The organism is Porticoccus litoralis (assembly GCF_030676955.1).
Taxonomy (GTDB): Bacteria; Pseudomonadota; Gammaproteobacteria; order Pseudomonadales; family Porticoccaceae; genus Porticoccus; species Porticoccus litoralis.
Genome location: NZ_JAUUUU010000003.1, coordinates 65,017 through 85,695, shown reverse-complemented (window position 1 = coordinate 85,695; position 20,679 = coordinate 65,017). Strand labels below are relative to the sequence as shown.

At 51.7% G+C, this 20,679-nt stretch carries 14 protein-coding genes; 8 read left to right on the top strand and 6 right to left on the bottom strand.

Going from position 1 to position 20,679, the window contains the following annotated elements:
- The first annotated feature begins 275 nt into the window (after positions 1-275).
- A complete protein-coding gene (locus Q8A57_RS06845) occupies positions 276-1,631 on the top strand; it encodes a UDP-glucose dehydrogenase family protein (protein ID WP_305170248.1) in 1,356 nt (451 codons plus the stop codon).
- Here the strand turns inward: Q8A57_RS06845 and Q8A57_RS06840 are convergent.
- Positions 1,628-2,437 (bottom strand): UDP-2,3-diacylglucosamine diphosphatase, encoded by an 810-nt coding sequence (locus tag Q8A57_RS06840; RefSeq protein WP_305170247.1) that lies wholly within the window; start codon positions 2,435-2,437, stop codon positions 1,628-1,630. The two genes, Q8A57_RS06845 and Q8A57_RS06840, sit on opposite strands and share 4 nt — an antisense overlap.
- A gap of 184 nt (positions 2,438-2,621) precedes the next feature.
- On the opposite strand from Q8A57_RS06840, the gene Q8A57_RS06835 reads away from it, so the two are divergent.
- From Q8A57_RS06835 to Q8A57_RS06825, 3 genes are read left to right on the top strand one after another with little or no spacing between them, the layout of a single operon-like run.
- A complete protein-coding gene (locus Q8A57_RS06835; protein WP_305170246.1) occupies positions 2,622-3,785 on the top strand; it encodes an efflux RND transporter periplasmic adaptor subunit in 1,164 nt (387 codons plus the stop codon).
- Positions 3,782-6,907, top strand: coding sequence for an efflux RND transporter permease subunit (locus Q8A57_RS06830; protein WP_305170245.1), 3,126 nt, complete (start codon positions 3,782-3,784; stop codon positions 6,905-6,907). Before Q8A57_RS06835 ends, Q8A57_RS06830 begins: the two co-directional genes overlap by 4 nt.
- Positions 6,908-6,916: 9 nt before the next feature.
- Positions 6,917-7,387, top strand: coding sequence for a DUF2721 domain-containing protein (locus Q8A57_RS06825; RefSeq protein ID WP_305170244.1), 471 nt, complete (start codon positions 6,917-6,919; stop codon positions 7,385-7,387).
- Between the two features lie 72 nt (positions 7,388-7,459).
- Here Q8A57_RS06825 and Q8A57_RS06820 read toward each other — a convergent pair whose 3' ends face one another.
- Complete coding sequence (locus Q8A57_RS06820; protein WP_305170243.1) at positions 7,460-9,427, bottom strand: sigma-54-dependent Fis family transcriptional regulator; 1,968 nt, start codon at positions 9,425-9,427, stop codon at positions 7,460-7,462.
- Positions 9,428-9,889: 462 nt separating this feature from the next.
- Between Q8A57_RS06820 and Q8A57_RS06815 the strand changes: the two genes are divergently transcribed.
- From Q8A57_RS06815 to secB, 4 genes are all read left to right on the top strand, one after another.
- Positions 9,890-12,034 carry a hydantoinase/oxoprolinase family protein gene (locus Q8A57_RS06815; RefSeq protein ID WP_305170242.1) on the top strand — a complete coding sequence of 715 codons (2,145 nt, stop codon included), beginning with the start codon at positions 9,890-9,892 and terminating at the stop codon, positions 12,032-12,034.
- Positions 12,035-12,107: 73 nt separating this feature from the next.
- Positions 12,108-14,435 carry a hydantoinase B/oxoprolinase family protein gene (locus tag Q8A57_RS06810; RefSeq protein ID WP_305170241.1) on the top strand — a complete coding sequence of 776 codons (2,328 nt, stop codon included), beginning with the start codon at positions 12,108-12,110 and terminating at the stop codon, positions 14,433-14,435.
- A 95-nt stretch (positions 14,436-14,530) separates the two neighbouring features.
- Positions 14,531-15,031, top strand: a complete 501-nt coding sequence (locus Q8A57_RS06805; protein ID WP_305170240.1) for an acetone carboxylase subunit gamma — start codon at positions 14,531-14,533, stop codon at positions 15,029-15,031.
- Between the two features lie 262 nt (positions 15,032-15,293).
- Complete coding sequence (gene secB / locus Q8A57_RS06800; RefSeq protein WP_305170239.1) at positions 15,294-15,755, top strand: protein-export chaperone SecB; 462 nt, start codon at positions 15,294-15,296, stop codon at positions 15,753-15,755.
- An 87-nt stretch (positions 15,756-15,842) separates the two neighbouring features.
- On the opposite strand, the gene Q8A57_RS06795 is transcribed toward secB, so the two are convergent.
- The 4 genes from Q8A57_RS06795 to ahcY form a co-directional block, all read right to left on the bottom strand.
- Positions 15,843-17,588 (bottom strand): putative bifunctional diguanylate cyclase/phosphodiesterase, encoded by a 1,746-nt coding sequence (locus tag Q8A57_RS06795; RefSeq protein ID WP_305170238.1) that lies wholly within the window; start codon positions 17,586-17,588, stop codon positions 15,843-15,845.
- A gap of 97 nt (positions 17,589-17,685) precedes the next feature.
- The gene (locus Q8A57_RS06790; RefSeq protein ID WP_305170237.1) at positions 17,686-18,420 is read right to left on the bottom strand and encodes a 16S rRNA (uracil(1498)-N(3))-methyltransferase; all 735 of its coding nucleotides are present in this window, start codon (positions 18,418-18,420) and stop codon (positions 17,686-17,688) included.
- Positions 18,421-18,424: 4 nt separating this feature from the next.
- Positions 18,425-19,264: a methylenetetrahydrofolate reductase [NAD(P)H] gene (metF, locus tag Q8A57_RS06785; RefSeq protein WP_305170236.1), complete on the bottom strand. Its 840-nt coding sequence runs from the start codon at positions 19,262-19,264 to the stop codon at positions 18,425-18,427.
- Between the two features lie 43 nt (positions 19,265-19,307).
- Entirely contained in the window at positions 19,308-20,663 is a 1,356-nt protein-coding gene (gene ahcY, locus Q8A57_RS06780; RefSeq protein WP_439651656.1) for an adenosylhomocysteinase, read from the bottom strand.
- Between the last annotated feature and the right edge of the window lie 16 nt (positions 20,664-20,679).

Below are 20,679 nucleotides of genomic sequence, written 5' to 3'. Positions count from 1 at the left end.
TTGATCGCTTCGACCTCTATAGGGACTGATAAATTCCCAATGCTGACAATCACTGCGTACTGGTCTCACCCTGTATAAAAGCAGGCCATTTTTCGGTACTGATTTTTGGAGCCAAGCCTGTCGAGTGGCGGTGTGCTGCAAGGTCTGACGCTAAGTGTAACTGAAATTGGCCGATGAGCAGAGCTACCTTGGTTGACTTAAAAACGTCATCTATCTGACATGGCCATGTCATGCCACGGTCACATCATCAAGAAAATTCTTTAGGAAATACACGGATGAAAGTGACGGTTTTTGGCGGTGGGTACGTGGGGCTGGTGACCAGTGCTTGCCTGGCCCACGTTGGGCACCATGTGGTTTGTGTGGATCAGAACGAGACTCGGGTAGCCTTGTTGCAACGGGGTATCTGTCCGATTTTTGAGCCGGGTTTGGAAGACTATCTGTTGGAAGGCCAGCAGGAACAGCTGATTGAATTTACCTGTGATGCTCAGCTCGCTGTGGCACATGGTGATGTCATCTTTATTGCCGTGGGCACGCCCACCGATGAGGATGGCACGGCAGACACTCGACATGTGTTGTCTGTGGCGAAAACCATCGGTGACTACCTGGCAAAACCCTCCGTGGTGGTGACCAAATCTACGGTGCCTGTGGGTACGGCGGATCGTGTCTCTGAGGTCGTACAGCAACAGTTACGACAGCGTGGGGCCGATATCTCTTTTGAGGTTGCGTCGAACCCTGAATTCTTGAAAGAAGGGGCCGCACTTGCCGATTTTATGAAGCCGGATCGCATTATTCTAGGGACCAGTTCAGGGCGGGTAGAGGCGTTGATGCGCGAGTTGTACGCGCCTTTTAACCGCAACCACGAGCGCTTGCTGGTGATGGATGTGCGCTCTGCGGAACTGACCAAGTACGCTGCCAATGCCATGCTCGCGACAAAAATCAGTTTTATCAATGAGATTGCCAATCTGGCAGAACACCTCGGTGCTGATATCGAAAAAGTGCGTCAGGGCATCGGCTCTGATCCCCGCATTGGCTACCACTTTATCTATCCCGGTTGCGGTTATGGGGGCTCCTGTTTCCCCAAGGATGTGCAGGCCCTGCAGGCGACCGCTCACAAAGTGGGGTATGAGGCCCATCTGTTATCAGCGGTGCAGCAGGTCAATGCCCACCAGAAACAACGGCTGTTTGACAAGGTAAACAGTTACTTTGATGGCCAGTTGGCTGGCAAGGTGATTGCCTTGTGGGGATTGGCCTTCAAACCACGGACTGATGATATGCGTGAGGCCCCGAGCCGGGTGTTAATGGAAGCCCTGTGGCAGGGGGGTGCTGCGGTACAGGCGTACGATCCTCAGGCCATGGAAGAGTGTCAGCGCATTTATGGTGACCGCAAGGACCTTGCTTTGATGGGTACGAAGGAGGCGGCGGTTAAGGGTGCTGATGCGCTGGTAATCTGCACTGAATGGAAACATTTCTGGGCACCGGACTTTGCTCAGCTCGCCGAAAAAATGAATCAGAAAGTCATCGTTGACGGTCGAAACCTCTATGACCCGAAAAAAATGTCGGCGCTGGGATTTGACTACCTGGCGGTCGGCCGTGGTGCCGAGGCGGGCATGTTAGAGGAGTGTGAAAATTAAGGGGATAACCGTGGCAGGGCATAGGGAGCCGTGATGGTCTCATCGTTGGCCGCCAGGTCAGATTTGATGCTTTGTTGCAGATCCGCCCAGTGGACCAGTTCCAGCTTGCCGTTGCCGTGTTCCACCAATGCGGTACAGCTTTCTACCCAATCACCGTCGTTGCAGTACAGCACGTCGTTGATATTGCGAATTTCCGGCTGGTGAATGTGGCCGCAGACAATGCCATCCACCTGCTGACGGCGGGCTTCCTGGGCAGCGGCTTCTTCAAAGGCTGTGATGGCTTCGCGGGCATTTTTGACGCGGTTTTTCACGTAATAGGCCAGTGACCAGTAAGGCAGGCCGAACCAACGGCGAATACAGTTGCCCCACCGGTTCATGCGCAACAGCAAGCTGTAGCTGGCATCGCCCACCAGGCGCCGGAAGGGGCTGCACAGCACTGCATGATCGAGTTCATCGCCGTGCATCATTAGCAGGCGTTTTCCTTCGGCAGTGGTGTGTACATAGTTTGCGCAAACTTCTATGTTGAGAATGGAATTGCCGATGACTTCGCGGACTAATCCATCGTGGTTGCCGGGTACGTATACAATGCGTGTACCGTTGTTGGCGAGTGCAATAATTTTTCGCAGCACCTCGTGGTGACTTTTTGGCCAGAGGAAAGAGCGTTTCATGGCCCACAGGTCGACGATATCGCCGACCAGGAAAAGGGTGTTGGCTTGGGTATTGCTTAGGAAATCCAGCAGATAATCCGCTTTGCAGTCCCGGTACCCCAAGTGAATGTCGGATAGCCAGATGGTGTTGTAACGCATAATATTTCCCTCATTTGCCACAAGCCTAAATAAGGCAGATGACTGCGCGGTTGCAGTAAAAAGAAACTTTCATGACAAAACCGTGCCCAATATCTGGCCTGTTATCGCAGGCTTTTCTCACCAATTGCTGCGCCCTATGGCAACCATTTTTGCCATAATGGATTCTCTGAATAAGGAACGCTCTGTGCCCAAAGCTGTAATCAAAAATTGGATTATCCCCCTATCCATTCTTCTGGGGGCGATTATCGTGGTGATGCTGTTGGCGGCGGCCAAACCGGTGCCACAACCGCAAATGCCAGGTACAGAGCAGGCGCCAAAGATCCCCGTACAAGTGGCAGACCCCCAGCCTAGGCAGATACAGGTCTATGCGCAGGGGACTGTTCAGCCCAAGACAGAAATTACCCTGACCGCAGAAGTCAGCGGTCAGGTGGTGGCCGTGTCTGAGAACTTTGTCGATGGTGGCTTCTTCGAACAGGGGGAGCCATTGCTGCAGTTGGATGATCGCGACTACCGCATCGCTGTCACCCAGGCCAGGTCGCGGGTGGCGGAGGCAGAGAAAACACTGGCTATGGAAAGTGGTCAGGCGCGTCAGGCAAAGCGTGAGTGGCGTGACCTGGGCAACACGGAAGGTAATGCCCTGTTTTTGAGGGAGCCCCAGCTAAAAGCGGCAAAGGCGGCGTTGGCTGCGGCGGAGGCCGATTTGCAACAGGCGCTGATCAACCTGGAGCGCACCAGTATTCGCGCACCATTTGCTGGCCGGGTGCGGCAGACAGAAGTCGATCTCGGTCAATACGTGAGCGCCGGTACGCAAGTAGCCGCTATTTTTGATATTGGCATTGCGGAAATCAGGTTGCCGCTGACGGCGGATCAGACAGCCTTGTTAGAGCTGCCTCTGCAACCCAACCAGCAGGTGCGATTGCCTGTCACACTGAGTGCGTGGGTTGGCGGGGAGCAGGCTACCTGGCAGGGTTGGTTACTGCGAACAGAGGCCAGTATTGATACCCGAAGCCGCGTACTGTATGGCATTGTCGAGGTTTCAGAGCCACTGGCTTACCAGCCACCCATGGTGACGGGCCTATTTGTGCAGGCCGAGATTGCCGGAAAAACTTTCCAGAATGTGTTGTCGGTGCCCCGTTCAGCGCTGTATGAAAAAAATCGTCTGCTGGTGCTGGATGATCAACAGCAATTACAGATCGTCACGGTTCAGGTGTTGCAGTTCTCCGGTGAGCAGGCATTGGTCACCGGTATCGAGCAGGGTAAGCAAGTACTGTTGGAGCGCCCGGGATATGTGATTGAAGGCATGTCTATCGAGCCCGTCATCAGTTCGGATGTGGCGACAGGCCAATGAGTGCTTCCGGTAAAGGGTTGATCGCCTGGTGGGTCAACAATCCGATAGCTGCCAATCTTCTGATGTGGATGATCCTGGTGGGCGGGTTTACCAGTCTTCCCGGGCTCGACAAGGAAATGTTCCCGAAAATTCCCAGAGACGTTGTGCAGGTCGAGGTGCCATATCCCGGTGCCGGCCCCCGGGAGGTTGAAGAGCAGGTCTGTATTCGGGTGGAGGAAGAAGTTCACGACCTGGATGGTATTGAGGAGATCCGTTCCTTTGCCTACCAGGGTGGAGGCCGGATAGAAATTGAAGTGGCCGATGGCTACAGCACCCAGAAGCTGCTCAATGATGTGAAATCACGTGTGGATGCCATTAACACGTTCCCGGTTGATGCTGAAAGGCCGCAAATCAAGGAAGTGCTGGCCCGTACACAAATTCTCAGCCTGGCCGTTGCCGGTCCGTTAAATGAGGGCGATCTTAAGCGCCTGGCTGAAACTATTCGCGATGAGGTGGTGAACCTGCCGGGGGTGACCCTGGCGGAAATTGGTGGAACCCGTGCGGAAGAAGTTTCCGTCGAGATATCGGAAGATGCATTGCGACGCTACCAGTTGCGTTTTGAGGATGTGGTGGCGGCCATCCGTCGATCTTCCATCAACCTGCCAGCCGGGGAAATCCGCGAAGTGGCGGGTGATATTGTTTTGCAAACCCGCGGACAGGCCTACCACCGCGCAGATTTTGAGCGCATTGTGGTGTTGCCTGATGCAGATGGCACGGAAATCACGCTCGGTGACATTGCCCATATCAATGATGGTTTTGCCGAGCAGGATCTGGTGTCACTGTTTAACGGCAAGCCAGCGGTCTTTATCAATCTCTTCAATACGCGCAATCCGGATGTGGTCACCACTTCCGAGGCGGTTCAGCAATATATCGATAAGAAAACACCCACGTTACAGCCTGGTGTTGAATTGGTTGTCTGGCGCAACCTTTCCGTTTACCTGAACAGTCGTATCGACCTGTTGTTAAAAAATGCCCTGGGCGGCTTGCTGTTGGTGTTTGGGTTGCTGGTGCTGTTCCTGCGACCGGCGCTGGCTTTCTGGGTCGCTGCGGGTATTGGCATTGCCTATGTGGGCACACTCTGGGTCATGCCCTATTTGGGTATCAGTGTGAACGTAGTTTCACTGTTCGCATTTCTGCTCATTCTGGGCATTGTGGTGGACGATGCCATTGTTGTGGGTGAAAGTGTTTACGCACATTATGAACGGGGTCTGAAAGGTGTGGAGAGTGCCATCCTCGGGGCGCATTCCGTATCAAAGCCAGTGACATTCGCCGTGTTAACCACCATGGTGGTATTTGTTCCCATGCTTTTGCTGCCTGGGGATTCCACCAAGCTGATGCAGGAAATGCCTAAAGTGGCCTTGATTGCACTGGCTTTTTCCCTGCTGGAGTCGTTCCTGATTCTCCCTGCACATTTGCGTCACCTGAAGCCGGAAAAGCCACCCCGTTGGCTAGTAACCCGATGGTTGCGCAATGCTCGTCAGCACACCTCAGGGGCGCTAAAAAATTTCGCTGAAAATACCTATCGACCCCTTCTGGCGAGAGCGCTGGCCCATAGCGCGACCACCATTTCCCTGTTTCTCGCGGTGTTAATTGTGGTTCTCGGCGTGTTTTTCACCGGATGGCTGCGGGTCGCATTTTTCCCGGTGGTGGAAGGTGAGTACTTGCGGGCTACTGTCGAGCTGCAGGAGGGAGTGGGTTTCCAACGCACGCTGGATATCATGGAGCAGATCGAGCAGGGCGTCGAAGGATTAAAGCAGGAACCCCTGATGATGGCGGAAGATGGCGGTTCGGTGCTGGTAAACCATTTTTCCGAGAGCAAGGAAAACGTCGTTTCAGTGGTGCTTGAGCTGGCCAGCAATGAGACGCGTTCGGTGTCATCGCGAGCAGTTGCCGAGTTGTGGCGCAAACATATTGGACCGGTGGAAAACGTCGAAGAGTATGAAGTCGAGTACACCTTGATGGGGCGGCCAAAGGACATCAATCTGCTGTTAAAGGGGCGCGACATGGACGATTTACGCGCTGCAACCGCTGAAGTTGAGGCGGCATTGGGCAGTTATCCCGGCGTTTTCAATACCTCAAGCTCCCTGCGTACAGCCAGGCAGGAAATTGAAATCAGTCTGCAGGATGGGGCTGATACCCTGGGTGTCGGGCTGAGCGATGTGGCAGGACAATTGCGCAATGCCTTCTACGGCGCTGAAGCACAACGAATTCCCCGTGAAAAAGAAGATGTCAAAGTGATGGTGCGTTACCCGGAGCAGGAGCGCGCTAGTGTTTCTTCGCTGGATCAGTTGCGCATTCGTACGGATGACGGGCGAGAAATCCCCTTCAATGCTGTTGCTGAAGCGACCTTCGTGCCGGGTTATACCGAGATCAAGCGCCGCGATCGCATGCGGATGGTGGAAATCGAAGCAGAATTGACGAGGGGGGCTGCCTCGGCCAATGAGGTGGTCGGGGCATTGCTGCAACAACGCTGGCCGGCGCTGGAAGAAAAGTATCCGGGGTTAACGCTGGAGATTGCCGGTGCCCAGAAAGATCAACAGGAATTTGAAACTGGGTTCCTGCAGATGATGTTGCTTGCCCTGTTAGCCATTTATGCTTTTCTCGCGGTGGAGTTTCGCTCCTACTGGCAACCCGTCATGATTCTCAGCGCAGTACCCTTTGGTATTGCCGGCGCTATTCTCGGCCACATATTATTTGGCAAGGAAATCAGCATGCCTTCCATGATGGGCGTGTTGGCGGCAGCAGGTGTGGTAGTGAATGACAACCTGGTACTGATCGACCGCATTAACCAGCTCAGAAAGGAGGGGTGGCAGGCTCTGGATGCTGTCATGCAGGGTGCCAGAGATCGCTTCAGGCCCATTGTGCTGACGTCGTTGACGACTTTTTTTGGTTTGATGCCAATATTGTTTGAACGAAGTGCGCAGGCTCAGTTTCTGATACCGATGGTGATTTCCCTGGCATTTGGTGTATTGGTGGCCACGTTTGTGACACTGCTGCTGGTGCCGGCCATTTACATCTGTGGGGAGCGTTTGCAGGAAAAAATGCAGCGCGTTGGAGTGTTGGGTACTGAAAATGAAAATTAGGGGGTGGTGTTGAGTATCAATCCGATCATAACGGCCACAGATCTGGCGCTGATTATTCAGTTGGCGGTTGCACCAGTGTTCCTGCTGGCAGGGATCGCCGGCTTTTTAAATGTCATGTCAGGAAGGCTGGGTCGAATCGTCGATCGTGCAAGAGTGGTGGGTTTGCGGGAGCTGCGCCTCACAGATCTGGAGCAAAAAGACATTTGTCAGCGGGAACTGCGCATTCTCTGGCGGCGGTCGAAAATCACCAACTGGGCCATCGGCCTGTGTACGGCTGCCGCACTACTTGTGTGTACCTTAATCGTCAGCTTGTTTGTTGGTGGTTTCTGGAAGCTGCATATCGGAGGCCTGATAATTGGCTTTTTCGTGCTGGCACTGGTGTTCCTGATTGTGGCGTTGATGCTGTTTCTGAAGGAAGTACAGCTGGCTACAAGAACCCTGCGTATTGCTCGGGAATTTTCCGTGGACGAAGGCAGCTAGCTGTTTTTGAAAAATCGCCAAATAAAAAGGCCGACAATTGTCGGCCTTTTTTCTGCGAATTTAAGTCGCTGGTTATGGGCGCTCAATACCATATTTTTTCAGCTTGATGTAAAGCGTGCTTTTGGCGATGTTGAGCTGTTTCGCAACCTGGGTCAGATTGCCGCCCTGTTCCCTGATGGCACGAATGATGACCTCTTTTTCGGCCAGATCGAGGGGGTTGGCATCGTCGTCTTCCAAGGTAGAGGAATGGGCTGCCAGAAAGTCTTTGGGCAGGTCATCTGGCGTGAGCTCTTCACGGTCAGACAGGAAAAAAGCCGCCGTAATTAGGTTGCCCAGCTCCCGAATATTGCCCGGCCAGTTGTGGCGTTCCAAGAGTTCCAAAACTTTTTTGCTTAGCCTTTTCTGGTCGCCGGAATATTGCTCCAGCAGGTGAGCAAAAATATTTTGTGCCAGGAGTGAGACATCGCCCTTGCGTTCGCGCAGAGGAGGTACCGTCAGCGTCATAGACGAGATTCGGTAGTACAGATCCATGCGGAAACGACCTTCTGCAACTTCCTGTGCCAGGTCGCGGTTGGTGGCGGCAATCAGGCGAAAGTTTACTTTGCGTGGGCGGGTTTCACCGACACGGCAGATTTCCGACTCTTGCAGGACCCTCAGGAACATGGGTTGAAGGTCCAGGGGCATTTCGCCGATTTCATCCAGGAACAGGGTGCCACCGTTGGCGGCCTCGATCTTGCCAATCATGCCGCCACGTCGAGCGCCGGTAAAAGCGCCTTCAACATGGCCGAATAATTCGCCGGCCAATAGGTCTCGCGATAAACCACCACAGTTAAGAGCGACAAACTCGCCTGTCTGTGAAGGCCCTTCTTCATGCATGGCTCTGGCAAAGAGTTCCTTGCCGACACCGGTTTCACCCTGTAAAAGTACCGGGATCGGTGCCTTGGCAATACGTTTTGCCTGTTGTACCGCTTTGAGGAAAGGGGCGCTTTGACCGACCAAGCGGAAAAATCCGGTAGACCGGGACGGTGGTGGGACATTGGTCACTGGGTTCGTAGCTCTCTGTGACTGACGAGCGGGGAGAGGAATAATCGCAAGATAGCCAATCTGCTCGCCTTGATGAATGACCGGTTGGACCCAGTTGGAGTCGATTTGGTTCAGGGCGCGTTCGGACTCGGGAGTAAACACGCCTTCACTGTTCAAAGTCAGTATGGGGTTGTATGGCGTCAGGTTAATCTTAATCCCTCTGGCCGCCAACACTTTATCTGCCATGGTATTGGCGCGAACCAGCTTGCCATCCATGTCAAAGAGTAAAACCCCATCATTACCGGAGTTAGTAAAGTGATCAATGGTGGAGCCCAGCAGCAAATCACGTTGGGCCATTTTTAATTGGGCAAACTGGCCTTCAATTCTGCGTGCGCCTGAAATGGCCAACGCCAAGCAGTAATCATGCAGAGTGTTTTTCAGCCCCGAGATATTGAGTGCGCCTAACAGGCGTTTTTCAAAGGGGTCTCGGATCACTGCCGCAGAACAGGTCCAACGACTGATGTTTTCACAGAAATGCTCAAAAGCGTGAACCTGAACAGGCGCTCCAATATTGAGAGCGGTGCCGATGGCGTTGGTACCGGCTGCTTGTTCATTCCAGTTCGCGCCAGGAATAAGGCTGAAGTTGTTGGCCAGCTCCAGGGTGGCGGGGTCGCCTTCATAATCGAGGATCATGCCTGATGGTGTGACCAGGTGCATGATTGTGCCGGATTCGGCAAGCAGCTCCTTGGCTTCGCGCATGATAATTTCAGACGCAGATATGAGCTCTTTATGTTGCCGGCGAATACCCATGAGTTCGTCACTGCTTAACTCCAGGCTGTGCTTGGCAACCAGAGGGTCAACCTGGCTCGTTACACAGCGCTGCCAGGAGGCTTCGATAACAGAACGCACGGTGTTGTCGGGCAGGTTTCCGTCGGTCAGTAGTTTTTCTCGGGCTGATGCTACACGCGTCGGATGCGATACGGCAGCCGACCCTTTAAGGGAGGATTCGTAACTCATGGCACTCTCACTCGCCGACTTTTTATAGTTATCACACTGAAATTATAGGGTAGGACTGCGTATCTTCGTCTCCTGAGAGTGAAAAAACAAGTTTTAGAAGGGCTTAAGGGGCGCCTGGAGGGTGAAAAAGCTAAATTTGGGGCCGAATTCGGCCAATATGGAGGGGTAAATGGCGATTAATACTATGGTCGTAGACATGTTATAGGTGCCATGGTTTAATCCGTGTTCGATTAATGTCCGGCCTGCGACTGATATTCGAACGTTTTTCGGACGGTTTAGGTGGCCATTGATTTGAAAACCCTTATAAGACAATAAAATTTAACAATAAATTAAAATTGGCACGGCTATTGCTATAGCTGTAGCGAGGGCACTCCTCCCTAAAATCATAACTAACGGTCTCATCAATGGGTCCAATGAATGGGGCGGAGTAGTAGTAAATCAACATAACTAGAGGATATAACCTTGAATGATTTAACAACCAATCCTGTAGAAGTTATGGGTATCGATGCCGGCGGCACGATGACCGATACCTTTTTTGTGCGCGCCGACGGCGAGTTCGTTGTAGGTAAAGCACAAAGTGACGTGGATGAGCCATCAGCAGTAATGGAGTCCAGTAGGGATGCACTTGCTCACTGGGGTCTGTCTGTAGAAGAAGTTTTCCCGCAAATGGTAACCTGCGTATTCTCCGGTACTGCCATGCTGAACCGGGTTGTTGGCCGTAAAGGTCTGCGCACTGGTCTGATCGTAAGTAAAGGCTTTGAAGATTTTCACCGTATGGGCCGTGCGATTCAGTGCTACCTGGGTTATGCCTTTGAAGATCGTCTGCACCTTAACACTCACCGTTACGACGAGCCTCTGGTTCACGTACACGACACTCGCGGTGTAACCGAGCGTGTTGACTCTAAAGGTGGCGTGGTATTCCCCGTTCGTCTGGACGAAGCCCGTGAAGCAGCTGCTGAGCTGATCGACCAAGGCGTTAAAGCCATCGTAATCAGCTTCCTGAGCTCATACCTGAACGGTGACCACGAGCGTGCAGTTCGTGACGTTGTAAAAGAAGTTGCTAAAGAGAAGGGTGTTGATATCCCAGTCTTTGCTTCTGTTGATTACTACCCAGTACGTAAAGAAACTCACCGTACTAACACTACTATTCTGGAAGCTTACGCGGCTGAGCCTTCACGTGCGATTCTGTCTTCTCTGAGCGAGCGTATGAAAGCCGTTGGTGCTAACTATGACCTGCGTGTTATGGCTTCTCACGGTGGTACCATCAGCTGGAAAGCAAAAGAGCTGGCACGTACGCTGGTATCCGGTCCTATCGGTGGTGTAATCGGTGCGAAATATCTGGCTCAGCAGCTGGGTATCGACAACATCGCATGTTCCGACATCGGTGGTACCAGCTTCGATATGGCCTTGATCGTTAAAGGTCAATTCGCTATTTACCAGGACGGCGATATGGCGCGTCTGGTACTGTCTCTGCCTCTGGTAGCGATGGACACCATCGGTGCGGGTGCTGGTAGTTTCGTACGTATCGATCCTTACAGTAACTCCATCAAACTGGGTCCTGACTCAGCCGGTTACCGTGTAGGTACTTGCTGGCCTGACGGCGGTGTTGACACTGTTTCTGTAACTGACTGTCACATCATTCTCGGTTACCTGAACCCCGACAACTTCCTCGGCGGTATTCTGGAGCTGGACGTTCCGCGTGCTAAGCAGTGTGTTAAAGATCAGGTTGCTGATCCGCTGGGTCTGTCTCTGGAAGATGCAGCTGCCGGTGTAATCGAGCTGCTTGACCTGTCTCTGCGTCAGCACCTGCGTGCGATGATCTCTGCTAAAGGTTACAGCCCGAGTGACTTCGTGTGCTTCTCCTACGGTGGTGGTGGCCCGGTTCACGCCTACGGTTACACCAAAGGCCTGGGCTTTAAAGAAACTATTATCCCTGCTTGGGCTGCTGGCTTCTCTGCCTTCGGTTGTGCGACTGCTGACTTCGAATACCGCTATGATAAATCTACTGATATCGGTATTACCAAAGAGTCCACTACTCAAGACAAACTGGAAGCTGTTCAGACTCTGCAAAGTGCCTGGGATGAGCTGACTGAGAAAGTACTGGAAGAATTCCGTATCAACGGTTTTGGTCCAGAAGATGTCGTTCTGACTCCCGGATACCGCATGCAGTACCTGGGTCAGTTGAACGACCTGGAAATGAACTCTGCTCTGCCTTCTATTTCCAAGGCGGAAGATTGGGACACCCTGGTTGAGACTTTCGACGAAACCTATGCTCGTGTTTACGCCGACGCTGCTCGTTCTCCGGAGCTGGGCTTTGGTATCACTGGCGCCATTCTGCGCGGTACTGTTGAAACCAAGAAACCTGCTGTTCCTTCTGAGCCAGATGCTGGTCCGACTCCTCCGGAAGAAGCCTTCATCGGTACTCGTCCGTTCTACTACAACCGCGAGTGGGTTGAAGCAAAACTCTACAAAATGGAATCTCTGCTGCCAGGTAACCGCATTACTGGTCCTGCTGTTATTGAGTCCGATGCTACTACTTATGTTGTTCCTACTGGCTTCGAAACCTGGTTGGACGGACACCGTCTGTACCACTTGATCGAAGTGTAAGGACTGAGTACTAGCTATCCATAGAGAATTGCTAACGTCGACTAAATAGACGAAAAGATACAGAGGATAAAAAATGACTATTTTACAAAACCCCCTGGGTACAAAACCGGGCTCACTGCTGAAAAGTGGCCTGACTCTGAACGAGCACCGTAATGCTGTTCTGGAGCGTACTGCCAAGTCTGGCTTCTACAATGGCATGAAGGATCTGGAGTTCAAAGATGCGGATCCTATCGGTTTCGAGCGTATCTTCTCCAAGATTCGTGCGGGCCTGGTAAACGCCCGTGAAGTGGCTAAGAAAATTGCTGCTTCTCCTATCGTTGAGCAAGAAGGTGAGCTGTGTTTCACCTTGTACAACGCCATCGGTGACTGTGTTGCAACTTCTACTGGTATCATCATTCACGTGGGTACCATGGGTGCTGCGATCAAATACATGATCCAGAACAACTGGGAAGCGAACCCCGGCATCGAAGATGGTGACATGTTCACCAACAATGACTGTCAAATCGGTAACGTTCACCCCTGTGATATCGCAACCATCGTACCTATCTTCCACGATGGTGTACTGGTAGGTTGGGTCGGTGGTATGACTCACGTAATCGATACTGGTGCGGTAGGTCCTGGCTCTATGTCCAACGGCCAAATCCAGCGTTTCGGTGACGGTATCCAAATCAGCTGTCGTAAAACCGGCCGTAAAGATACTCCGCTGCGCGACTACCTGCATGAGTCTCAACGTAACGTACGTACCACCAAATACTGGATTCTCGATGAGAAAACCCGTATTGCTGGTGCTCACATGATCCGCGACATGCTTCTCGAAGTGATCGAAGAAGAAGGTGCAGAACCAGTTGAGCAATTCATGTACGAAGTGGTTGAAGATGGCCGTCGTGGTCTGATCAGCCGCATCAAAGCGATGTGTATCCCCGGTAAAGTTAAGACCGTTGCATTCGTTGACGTTCCTTATACTCACGAAGATGTACATGTTCCGTCTACCTTCGCGAAAGTGGACAGCATCATGCACGCGCCTTGTACCATCACTGTAAACGCTGATGCTACCTGGCGTCTGGACTTCGAAGGCTGCAGCCGTTGGGGTTGGCACACTTATAACACTAACCCGACTGCATTTACTTCCGGTATCTGGGTAATGATGACTCAGACCCTGGTTCCTACCGAGCGTATCAATGATGGTCCTCGTTATGCGACTCAATTCCGTTGCCCTAAAGGCACCTGGACTAACCCGGATGACCGTCGTACAGCTCACGCTGACGCATGGCACTTCCTGGTATCTTCCTGGAGCTCCTTGTGGCGCGGCCTGAGCCGTACCTACTTCGGTCGCGGTTACCTGGAAGAAGTTAACGCTGGAAACTCCAACCCCTGTAACTGGCTGCAAGGCGGCGGTGTAAACCAGGACGGTGAAATCCACGCGGTTAACAGCTTCGAAACTGCTGCTTGTGGTACTGGTGCATGTGCTGTTAAAGATGGTCTGAACCACGCTGCTGCGATCTGGAACCCTGAAGGTGATATGGGTGATATCGAGATCTGGGAACTGGCTGAGCCTCTGCTGTACATGGGTCGTCGTATCAAGACTAACACTGGTGGTTACGGTAAGTACCGCGGTGGTCTGGGTTACGAAACACTGCGTATGGTTTGGAACTCTACCGACTGGACCATGTTCTTCATGGGTAACGGCTACATGAACAGTGACTGGGGCCTGATGGGTGGTTATCCGTCAGCTACTGGCTACCGTTTTGAAGCTCACAAAACCGGTCTGAAGCAGCGTATCGCTGAAGGCAAATCTCTGCCTCTGGGTCAAGATCGCGATCCTCGTGACAAAGAGTTTGAAAAACACCTGGAGCCAGGTGCTATTGTTAAGCGTGACAAGCAGTGTATTACCACTGAAGAAATGTATGACAACGGTGACCTGTACTTGAACTACCTGCGCGGTGGTCCGGGCCTGGGTGATCCTCTTGATCGTGAAATCGAAGCGATTGAAGATGACCTGAACCAAAACTTCATTCTCGAAGAGTTCGCCATCAAGATCTACGGCGCTGTATTCACTAAAGATGAAGAAGGTGTTTACACCGTTGATGCTGACAAGACTAAAGCTCGTCAAGCTGAAATCCGCAAAGAGCGTATCGCTCGCGGCCAGCCTGTTCGTGAGTGGATGAAAGGTGAGCGTCAGAACATCATCGACAAGAAAGCGTCTTTGTCCGTTCAACAAATGTTTGCGTCAAGCTTCTATCTGTCTCCCACATTCCTGGCGGAATTCAAAGAATTCTGGGATCTGCCTGAGTCTTGGGAACTGCCTGAAGAAGAACTGGGTACTCCTATGTACGGTGCTCGTATCACCATGGAAATTGGTGACCTGCCCGACGTAACCCCAGTTGTCATGGTAGAAGAATAAGGCAACCTTGTTTGCCGAGATAGGAAGAGCGGGGCCCGAGTCCCGGCCCCCGCTCTATCACTTGATGAATTGACAGAACATAAGAGAGTTTAGATATGTCTACTTACACTAAGAAACAGGTCGCTGACCTGGTTAAAGGTGATCTGGACTGGGATACCGTCCACCTGATGCTTTCCATGCCGAAAGATAACGATCGCTACAAGCTTTACATGGAAGTGCTTAACGAGAACGTTGATTATGACGACAAAGTGATCCTGGCTCTGGGTCCACGTCTGAACGTTGTTGAGCGCAAAGCTGACCAAGAAATCGTAGTTATGTGTGACTGTGGTCACGACTTCGGTGATTACCGTAAAAACTGGAAGCTGAATGCTCTGATCTACGTTCGCGATAGTGAAGAGAAGATGGAACAGATTTATCCTGCCATCATGGCTCCCGACACTAACTGGCAGGTATACCGTGAGTACTACTGCCCGTCTTGCGGCATTCAGCACGACGTGGAAGCACCTACTCCCTGGTACCCCGTCATGCACGACATTCAGCCCGACTTGAAGACTTTCTTCGAGTGGCTGGAAATGCCAGCTCCCGCCAAAATTTAATGGTGGTTGCTATGGGTCCCGACCTTAGGGTCGGGACCTTTTTTATTTCTGGCTCAAGCGTTGAAATAGTCGTGTTGCCAGTGAGTTTGCTCCCGATAATCAGCTGACTTTTCTTGAGATAGCAGGGAGACTATACTTCCCCTCCTGCCGCCTTCAGCGGCCTATCTGTCTGAACCACTAGCCAGAAATTATTGAACAATATTCAATGGCCTGACTGCTGTTAGAGCCGTAGTTCATATGTGTAGAAATTGAGGAAATTACTATGTCTCAAGCTGAACAAGCTAATAACGGGCCGCATTTTTCAATGCAGAAAATTTATATAAAGCGTACTGACTATGAAGCGCCAAATGCTGCGACGGTATTCCGTGATGACTGGAAACCGGAAATTGCGCTGGATATGGATATTAAAAGCAATACGATTGAAGAAGGTCGCTATGAAGTGCTTCTGACTGTCTCGATCAAAGCCCACAATACATCCAGTAATATCGGGGCCTTCAAACTGGTTGTTGAACAGGCTGCACTTTTTATGATCAGCGGATTCTCCAAAGAGCATCTGGAAGAGGCGCTTGGATCAGCGTGCCCCGCTATCATGTTCCCCTATCTTCGGGAAACCGTTGATCACATGTTGATCAAGGGTGGTTTCCCTCCCCTGATGCTTGCGCCTGTCAATTTTGATGCGCTGTACCAGGAGAAAAAAGCGGCTAAAGAAGAAAAAACTAATTAATCCGCTTCACTCAAGAAAAGCCGTTTTCTTTTGGGAAAGCGGCTTTTTGTTGAATAAAATTTATGGGAACCGAGAGCTTCATCAGTATTAATAAGTTCGGCATGTAGTCCCGCTATCAATAGATGTGATACTGGCGCTGGGCAAGGGAAGGGTGCGGTTGTCTTTTGCCAGCATTGCCTCGAATGACTGCCGAGAAACTGGTTCGCTGAAATAATAGCCTTGCAAATATTGGCAGCCAGACTGTGACAAGTAGTGCGCCTGGTGAATATTTTCTACACCTTCAGCAGTCGCTGACAGATTATAGGATCGGCTAAGCATCAGAATGACATCGGCAATTTTAAACAGGCGTTCTTTGTCATTGAGTTCAGCAATAAATGTCTTGTCAATTTTCAGCTTATGAACTGGAAAAGCCACAAGCTGGTTCAATGAGGTAAAGCCGCTGCCAAAATCATCCAGTGCGAGCGACAGACCCATTCTGTTCAGTCCTTCCAGTACTTGAATAGTACGATCATCGTGATCCACCAGTTTTGTCTCGGTAATCTCAAGCTCCAGGTCTGATGGAGACAAATCATGGCTCTTAAGGCACGCATCGATAAAGGCCGGAAGTGCGCGGTTGCGAAGTTCGCTGGCAGAAAGGTTGATAGAGCAGCGAACAGGGGGCAAACCACGCTTTCGCCAGTCGCTCAGCATTTCGCAGCCTTCACTGATGACCCAGGCATCGATCTCTTTCATCAAGCCGCAGGATTCGGCAATGGGCACAAATTCTTCCGGCGAAACATTGCCCAGGGTTTGGCTCTGCCAGCGCAACAGTAACTCTACGCCAGCCAGTTTGAATTCCTTGGAATCAACATAGGGATGGAATTCCAGATAAAATTCATCGTTAAGTAATGCTGTGCGCAGGGCTTCCTGAACCTGACGTTGCCTCTGGAGAATTTTAGACAGCGTTTTGGAGAAGAAGTGGTAGGTATGTTTGCCGGAAGTTTTAGCCTGGTACATGGCAGCATCTGCATGGCGAATCAGCTCGTCGGCATTGAGGGCATCATCGGGGTAAGTGGCAATACCGATGGATGCCTGCACATAGAGCTTGTGATTCTCAATTTCAACAGGCTGGTGTGTAGATTCAAGAATCCGCTCAGCAACTGAAACCGTCGCCATGGTGTCTGTCAGTCCTGACAGTAAAATAGCGAATTCATCGCCCGCCAAGCGCGCAATATTGCTGCTTTCATCCGGATTGATGACTGAGACCAGGTCAGTTCCTCGGGTGATCCGCTTGATACGATTGGCAAACTCGGCCAGAACCCGGTCGCCGATCTGGTGACCATAGTGATCGTTAATGACTTTGAAGTTATCCAGATCAATAAATAACAAAGCCAATTTTTTCTGGTTGCGTGCGCAGGAGGCAATCGAGCTGCCGAGATAGGATTTGAAGAGGCGCCGGTTCGCTAAGCCGGTGAGATTGTCATAGAAGGCCAGATGCTTGATTTGTGCCTTGGCTTTGCTTTCTGCATCAAACACATTGAACAGTGCATTGTTCAGTGAGATCACCTCGCCGGCCATACCAGACAGCTCAAACGGGCTGTGCTCATCCTTAGCTTTTTGTTCAATCGCCTGGGTGATTGCATTGATTGGTTTGATAAAAAGACGATGTATTGCCGTGATCAGGGCGACCATGGAAATGGAGAAAATTGAGATCACCGTATAGGTAAGGAATTTCCAGTCAATCGAAAAAACGTCGTTCTCACCCAGAAAGCCCGCGGATAAAACGCCGGTGAATACAAGCGTAATGAAAACAATAACGAGAATAAAAACAGTACGATAGTTCACATTCATCATGCTACCCCTTCCTTGGGTATAAGCTGAATAGATGCATTGGTATGCTCTTGGCTAATTAATATAGAGCATGGAGGATAGACAAAGAGGGCGGGTGTGGCTAGATAAAGTCACCCCAAATTGACTGAAGGATGCTGATAGCGACAACTGGCGCAGTTTCTGTTCGTAAGACTCTTGGGCCCAGTGTCAGTGGCTGAAAATCTTGTTGAATGGCAGATTCGATCTCTTCCGGCGACAATCCGCCCTCCGGACCTATCAACAGGGTGACAGAGGAGCATGTTTCATCCTGTAATTGGCGCAGGGACTGTTCGCTACGGTGGTGAAGCACCAGTTTTTTATCGGAAGAAACTTCATTCAGCCAGTGTTGAAGGTTGCGGGGCTCGTGGATAACGGGCAGTCGGTTGCGATAACACTGTTCGCAGGCGCTTGCGACGATTTGCTGCCAGTGGCCCAGTTTCTTTTCACGGCGATCACTTTTGAGTTTCACCTCTGTGCGGTCGGTAAAAAGTGGAGTAATTTCACTGACCCCAGCTTCTGTGGCTTTCTGGATGACCCAGTCCATGCGGTCGCCCCGCGAGAGGCCGATGCCAAGGTGAATCTGCAGTGGCGATTCACGCTCAATAGTGACGAAATCCATAACCCGGGCTCGGGCACGTTTACTGCTGCAGTCAGTCAGGGTGGCCGGATACTCGCCACCAAGGCCGTTAAATAGCGTGATCGGGTCGCCTGCTTTCAGCCGTAAAACAGCGCCCAGATGACGGGCGACATGGTCTTCCAGAGTGAGCTCTGCGCCAATTGTCAGGGGTTGATCGGTAAAAACCCGGATCTCACGCATGGGGTCAGCTTTCAGTAAAGCCCAGATTGCGGCACAACGCCGTGCAGGTATCTGCTTGGTTCATGGTGTAGAAGTGTAGCCCAGGTGCGCCGCCGGCCAGGAGTGTTTCGCATAACTTGGTGACGACTTCCAGGCCAAATGCCTTGATGCTGGCGCTGTCATCGCCAAATTGCGCAAGCCGTTGGCGAATCCAGCGAGGGACATCTGCACCACAATTATCGGAAAAGCGTACCAGATTCTGGAAGTTGGTGATGGGCATAATGCCTGGAATAATCGGCTGGTTAATTCCCTGCTTTTGACACTGTTCCAGGTAATAGAAATAGGCGTCGGGATTGAAAAAATATTGCGTGATAGCGCGACTGGCACCGGCCGCAAATTTTTGTCCAAGCCAATAAATGTCGCGATCGTAACTTTCGGCCTGGGGATGAATTTCCGGATAACAGGCAACCAGTAATTCAAACGTTTCACCAAAATGTTCGCGGATAAATTCCACCAGCTGATTGGCATATACCAGTTGTGCCATGCCTCCCATGCCAGAGGGAAGATCGCCGCGTAAGGTGACAATACGCTTGATGCCGGCGGCCTGATAACTTTCCAGAAGGCTTTTTACTGCATCGCGACTGTCCCCGCCGAAGGAAAGGTGGGGTGTGGCCATGGAGCCGGACTGTTGGATTTCAAACACGATGTCACGGGTATGTTCACGGGTCGAGCCGCCGGCACCGTAGGTGACAGAGAAGAACTCCGGTTGAAAGCGGGCGAGCTTCGTGTGTGTGGCTCGCAATTTTTCCTGCCCCTCTGGGGTTTTGGGCGGGAAAAACTCAAAGCTGAGGTGATGGTCAGTCATAATCATTCTTGTTCCAGTCATTCAGTAACAGCGAGGACGGCTATCAGTAGCGATAGCTGTCTTCCTTGAAGGGACCTTCCACAGGGACATTGATGTATTCGGCCTGTTCCTTCTTCAGTATGGTGATCACGCCATTAAATCCGGCGACCATATGGGCGGCTACTTCTTCATCCAGCTTTTTCGGCAGGACCTCGACACGTAGCATCTCGCGTTGGGTATCGGCATCGGCATCCGCAAACTTCTGATCAAACAGGTGTATTTGCGCCAAAACCTGGTTGGCAAACGAGCCGTCCATAATACGGCTTGGGTGACCGGTGGCATTGCCAAGGTTTACGAGGCGGCCTTCTGAGAGCAGCAGCAGGTGGTCATTGGCTTCACGATTGCGATAGACCTTGTGAACCTGGGGTTTGATTTCTTCCCACTGCCAGTTTTTTCGCATGTAGGCGGTATCGATTTCATTGTCGAAATGGCCGATATTGCATACCACGCAACCGGACTTCAGGGCGGCGAGCACATCGGCATCACAGACGTTGTAGTTGCCGGTACAGGTCACTACCAGATCCGTCGTGGCCAGCAGGTCGGCGTTGACGCCCTGAACGGGGTCGCCTTTTTGGTAAGGTGATACCACTTCGAAGCCGTCCATGCAGGCCTGCATGGCGCAAATGGGATCAATTTCTGTCACCTTGACGATCATGCCTTCCTGGCGCAGTGATTGGGCTGAACCTTTGCCGACATCGCCGTAGCCAATCACCAAAGCTTTTTTGCCTGACAGCAAATGATCGGTGGCGCGCTTGATGGCATCGTTGAGGCTGTGGCGACAACCGTATTTGTTGTCGTTTTTCGATTTGGTCACCGAGTCATTCACATTGATGGCAGGGACTTTCAGTTCACCTTTTTTCAGCATGTCGTAAAGGCGGTGAACGCCGGTGGTGGTTTCCTCGGTAATGCCGTGGACATTCTTCAGGACTTCCGGATACTTCTCATGGAGCTTGGCCGTGAGATCGCCCCCGTCATCCAGGACCATGTTCGCATCCCAGGGTTTGCCGCCATCCAGAATTTGCTGTTCCAGACACCAGTCGTATTCTTCCTCGGTTTCACCTTTCCAGGCAAAAACGGGGGTGCCGCTGGCTGCAATGGCCGCTGCCGCATGATCCTGGGTGGAAAAAATATTACAGGACGTCCAGCGCACCTGGGCGCCCAGGGCTTCCAGTGTTTGAATCAGCACGGCAGTCTGAATGGTCATGTGGATGCAACCAAGAATTTTGGCACCTTTAAGAGGTTGCTCGGCGCTGTACTTGTCGCGCAGAGCCATCAGTGCCGGCATTTCCGTTTCGGCAATGGCAATTTCACGGAAACCCCACTCGGCGAGGCTAATGTCGGCAACTTTATAGTCTTTCATCGAAGTCATGGATTCG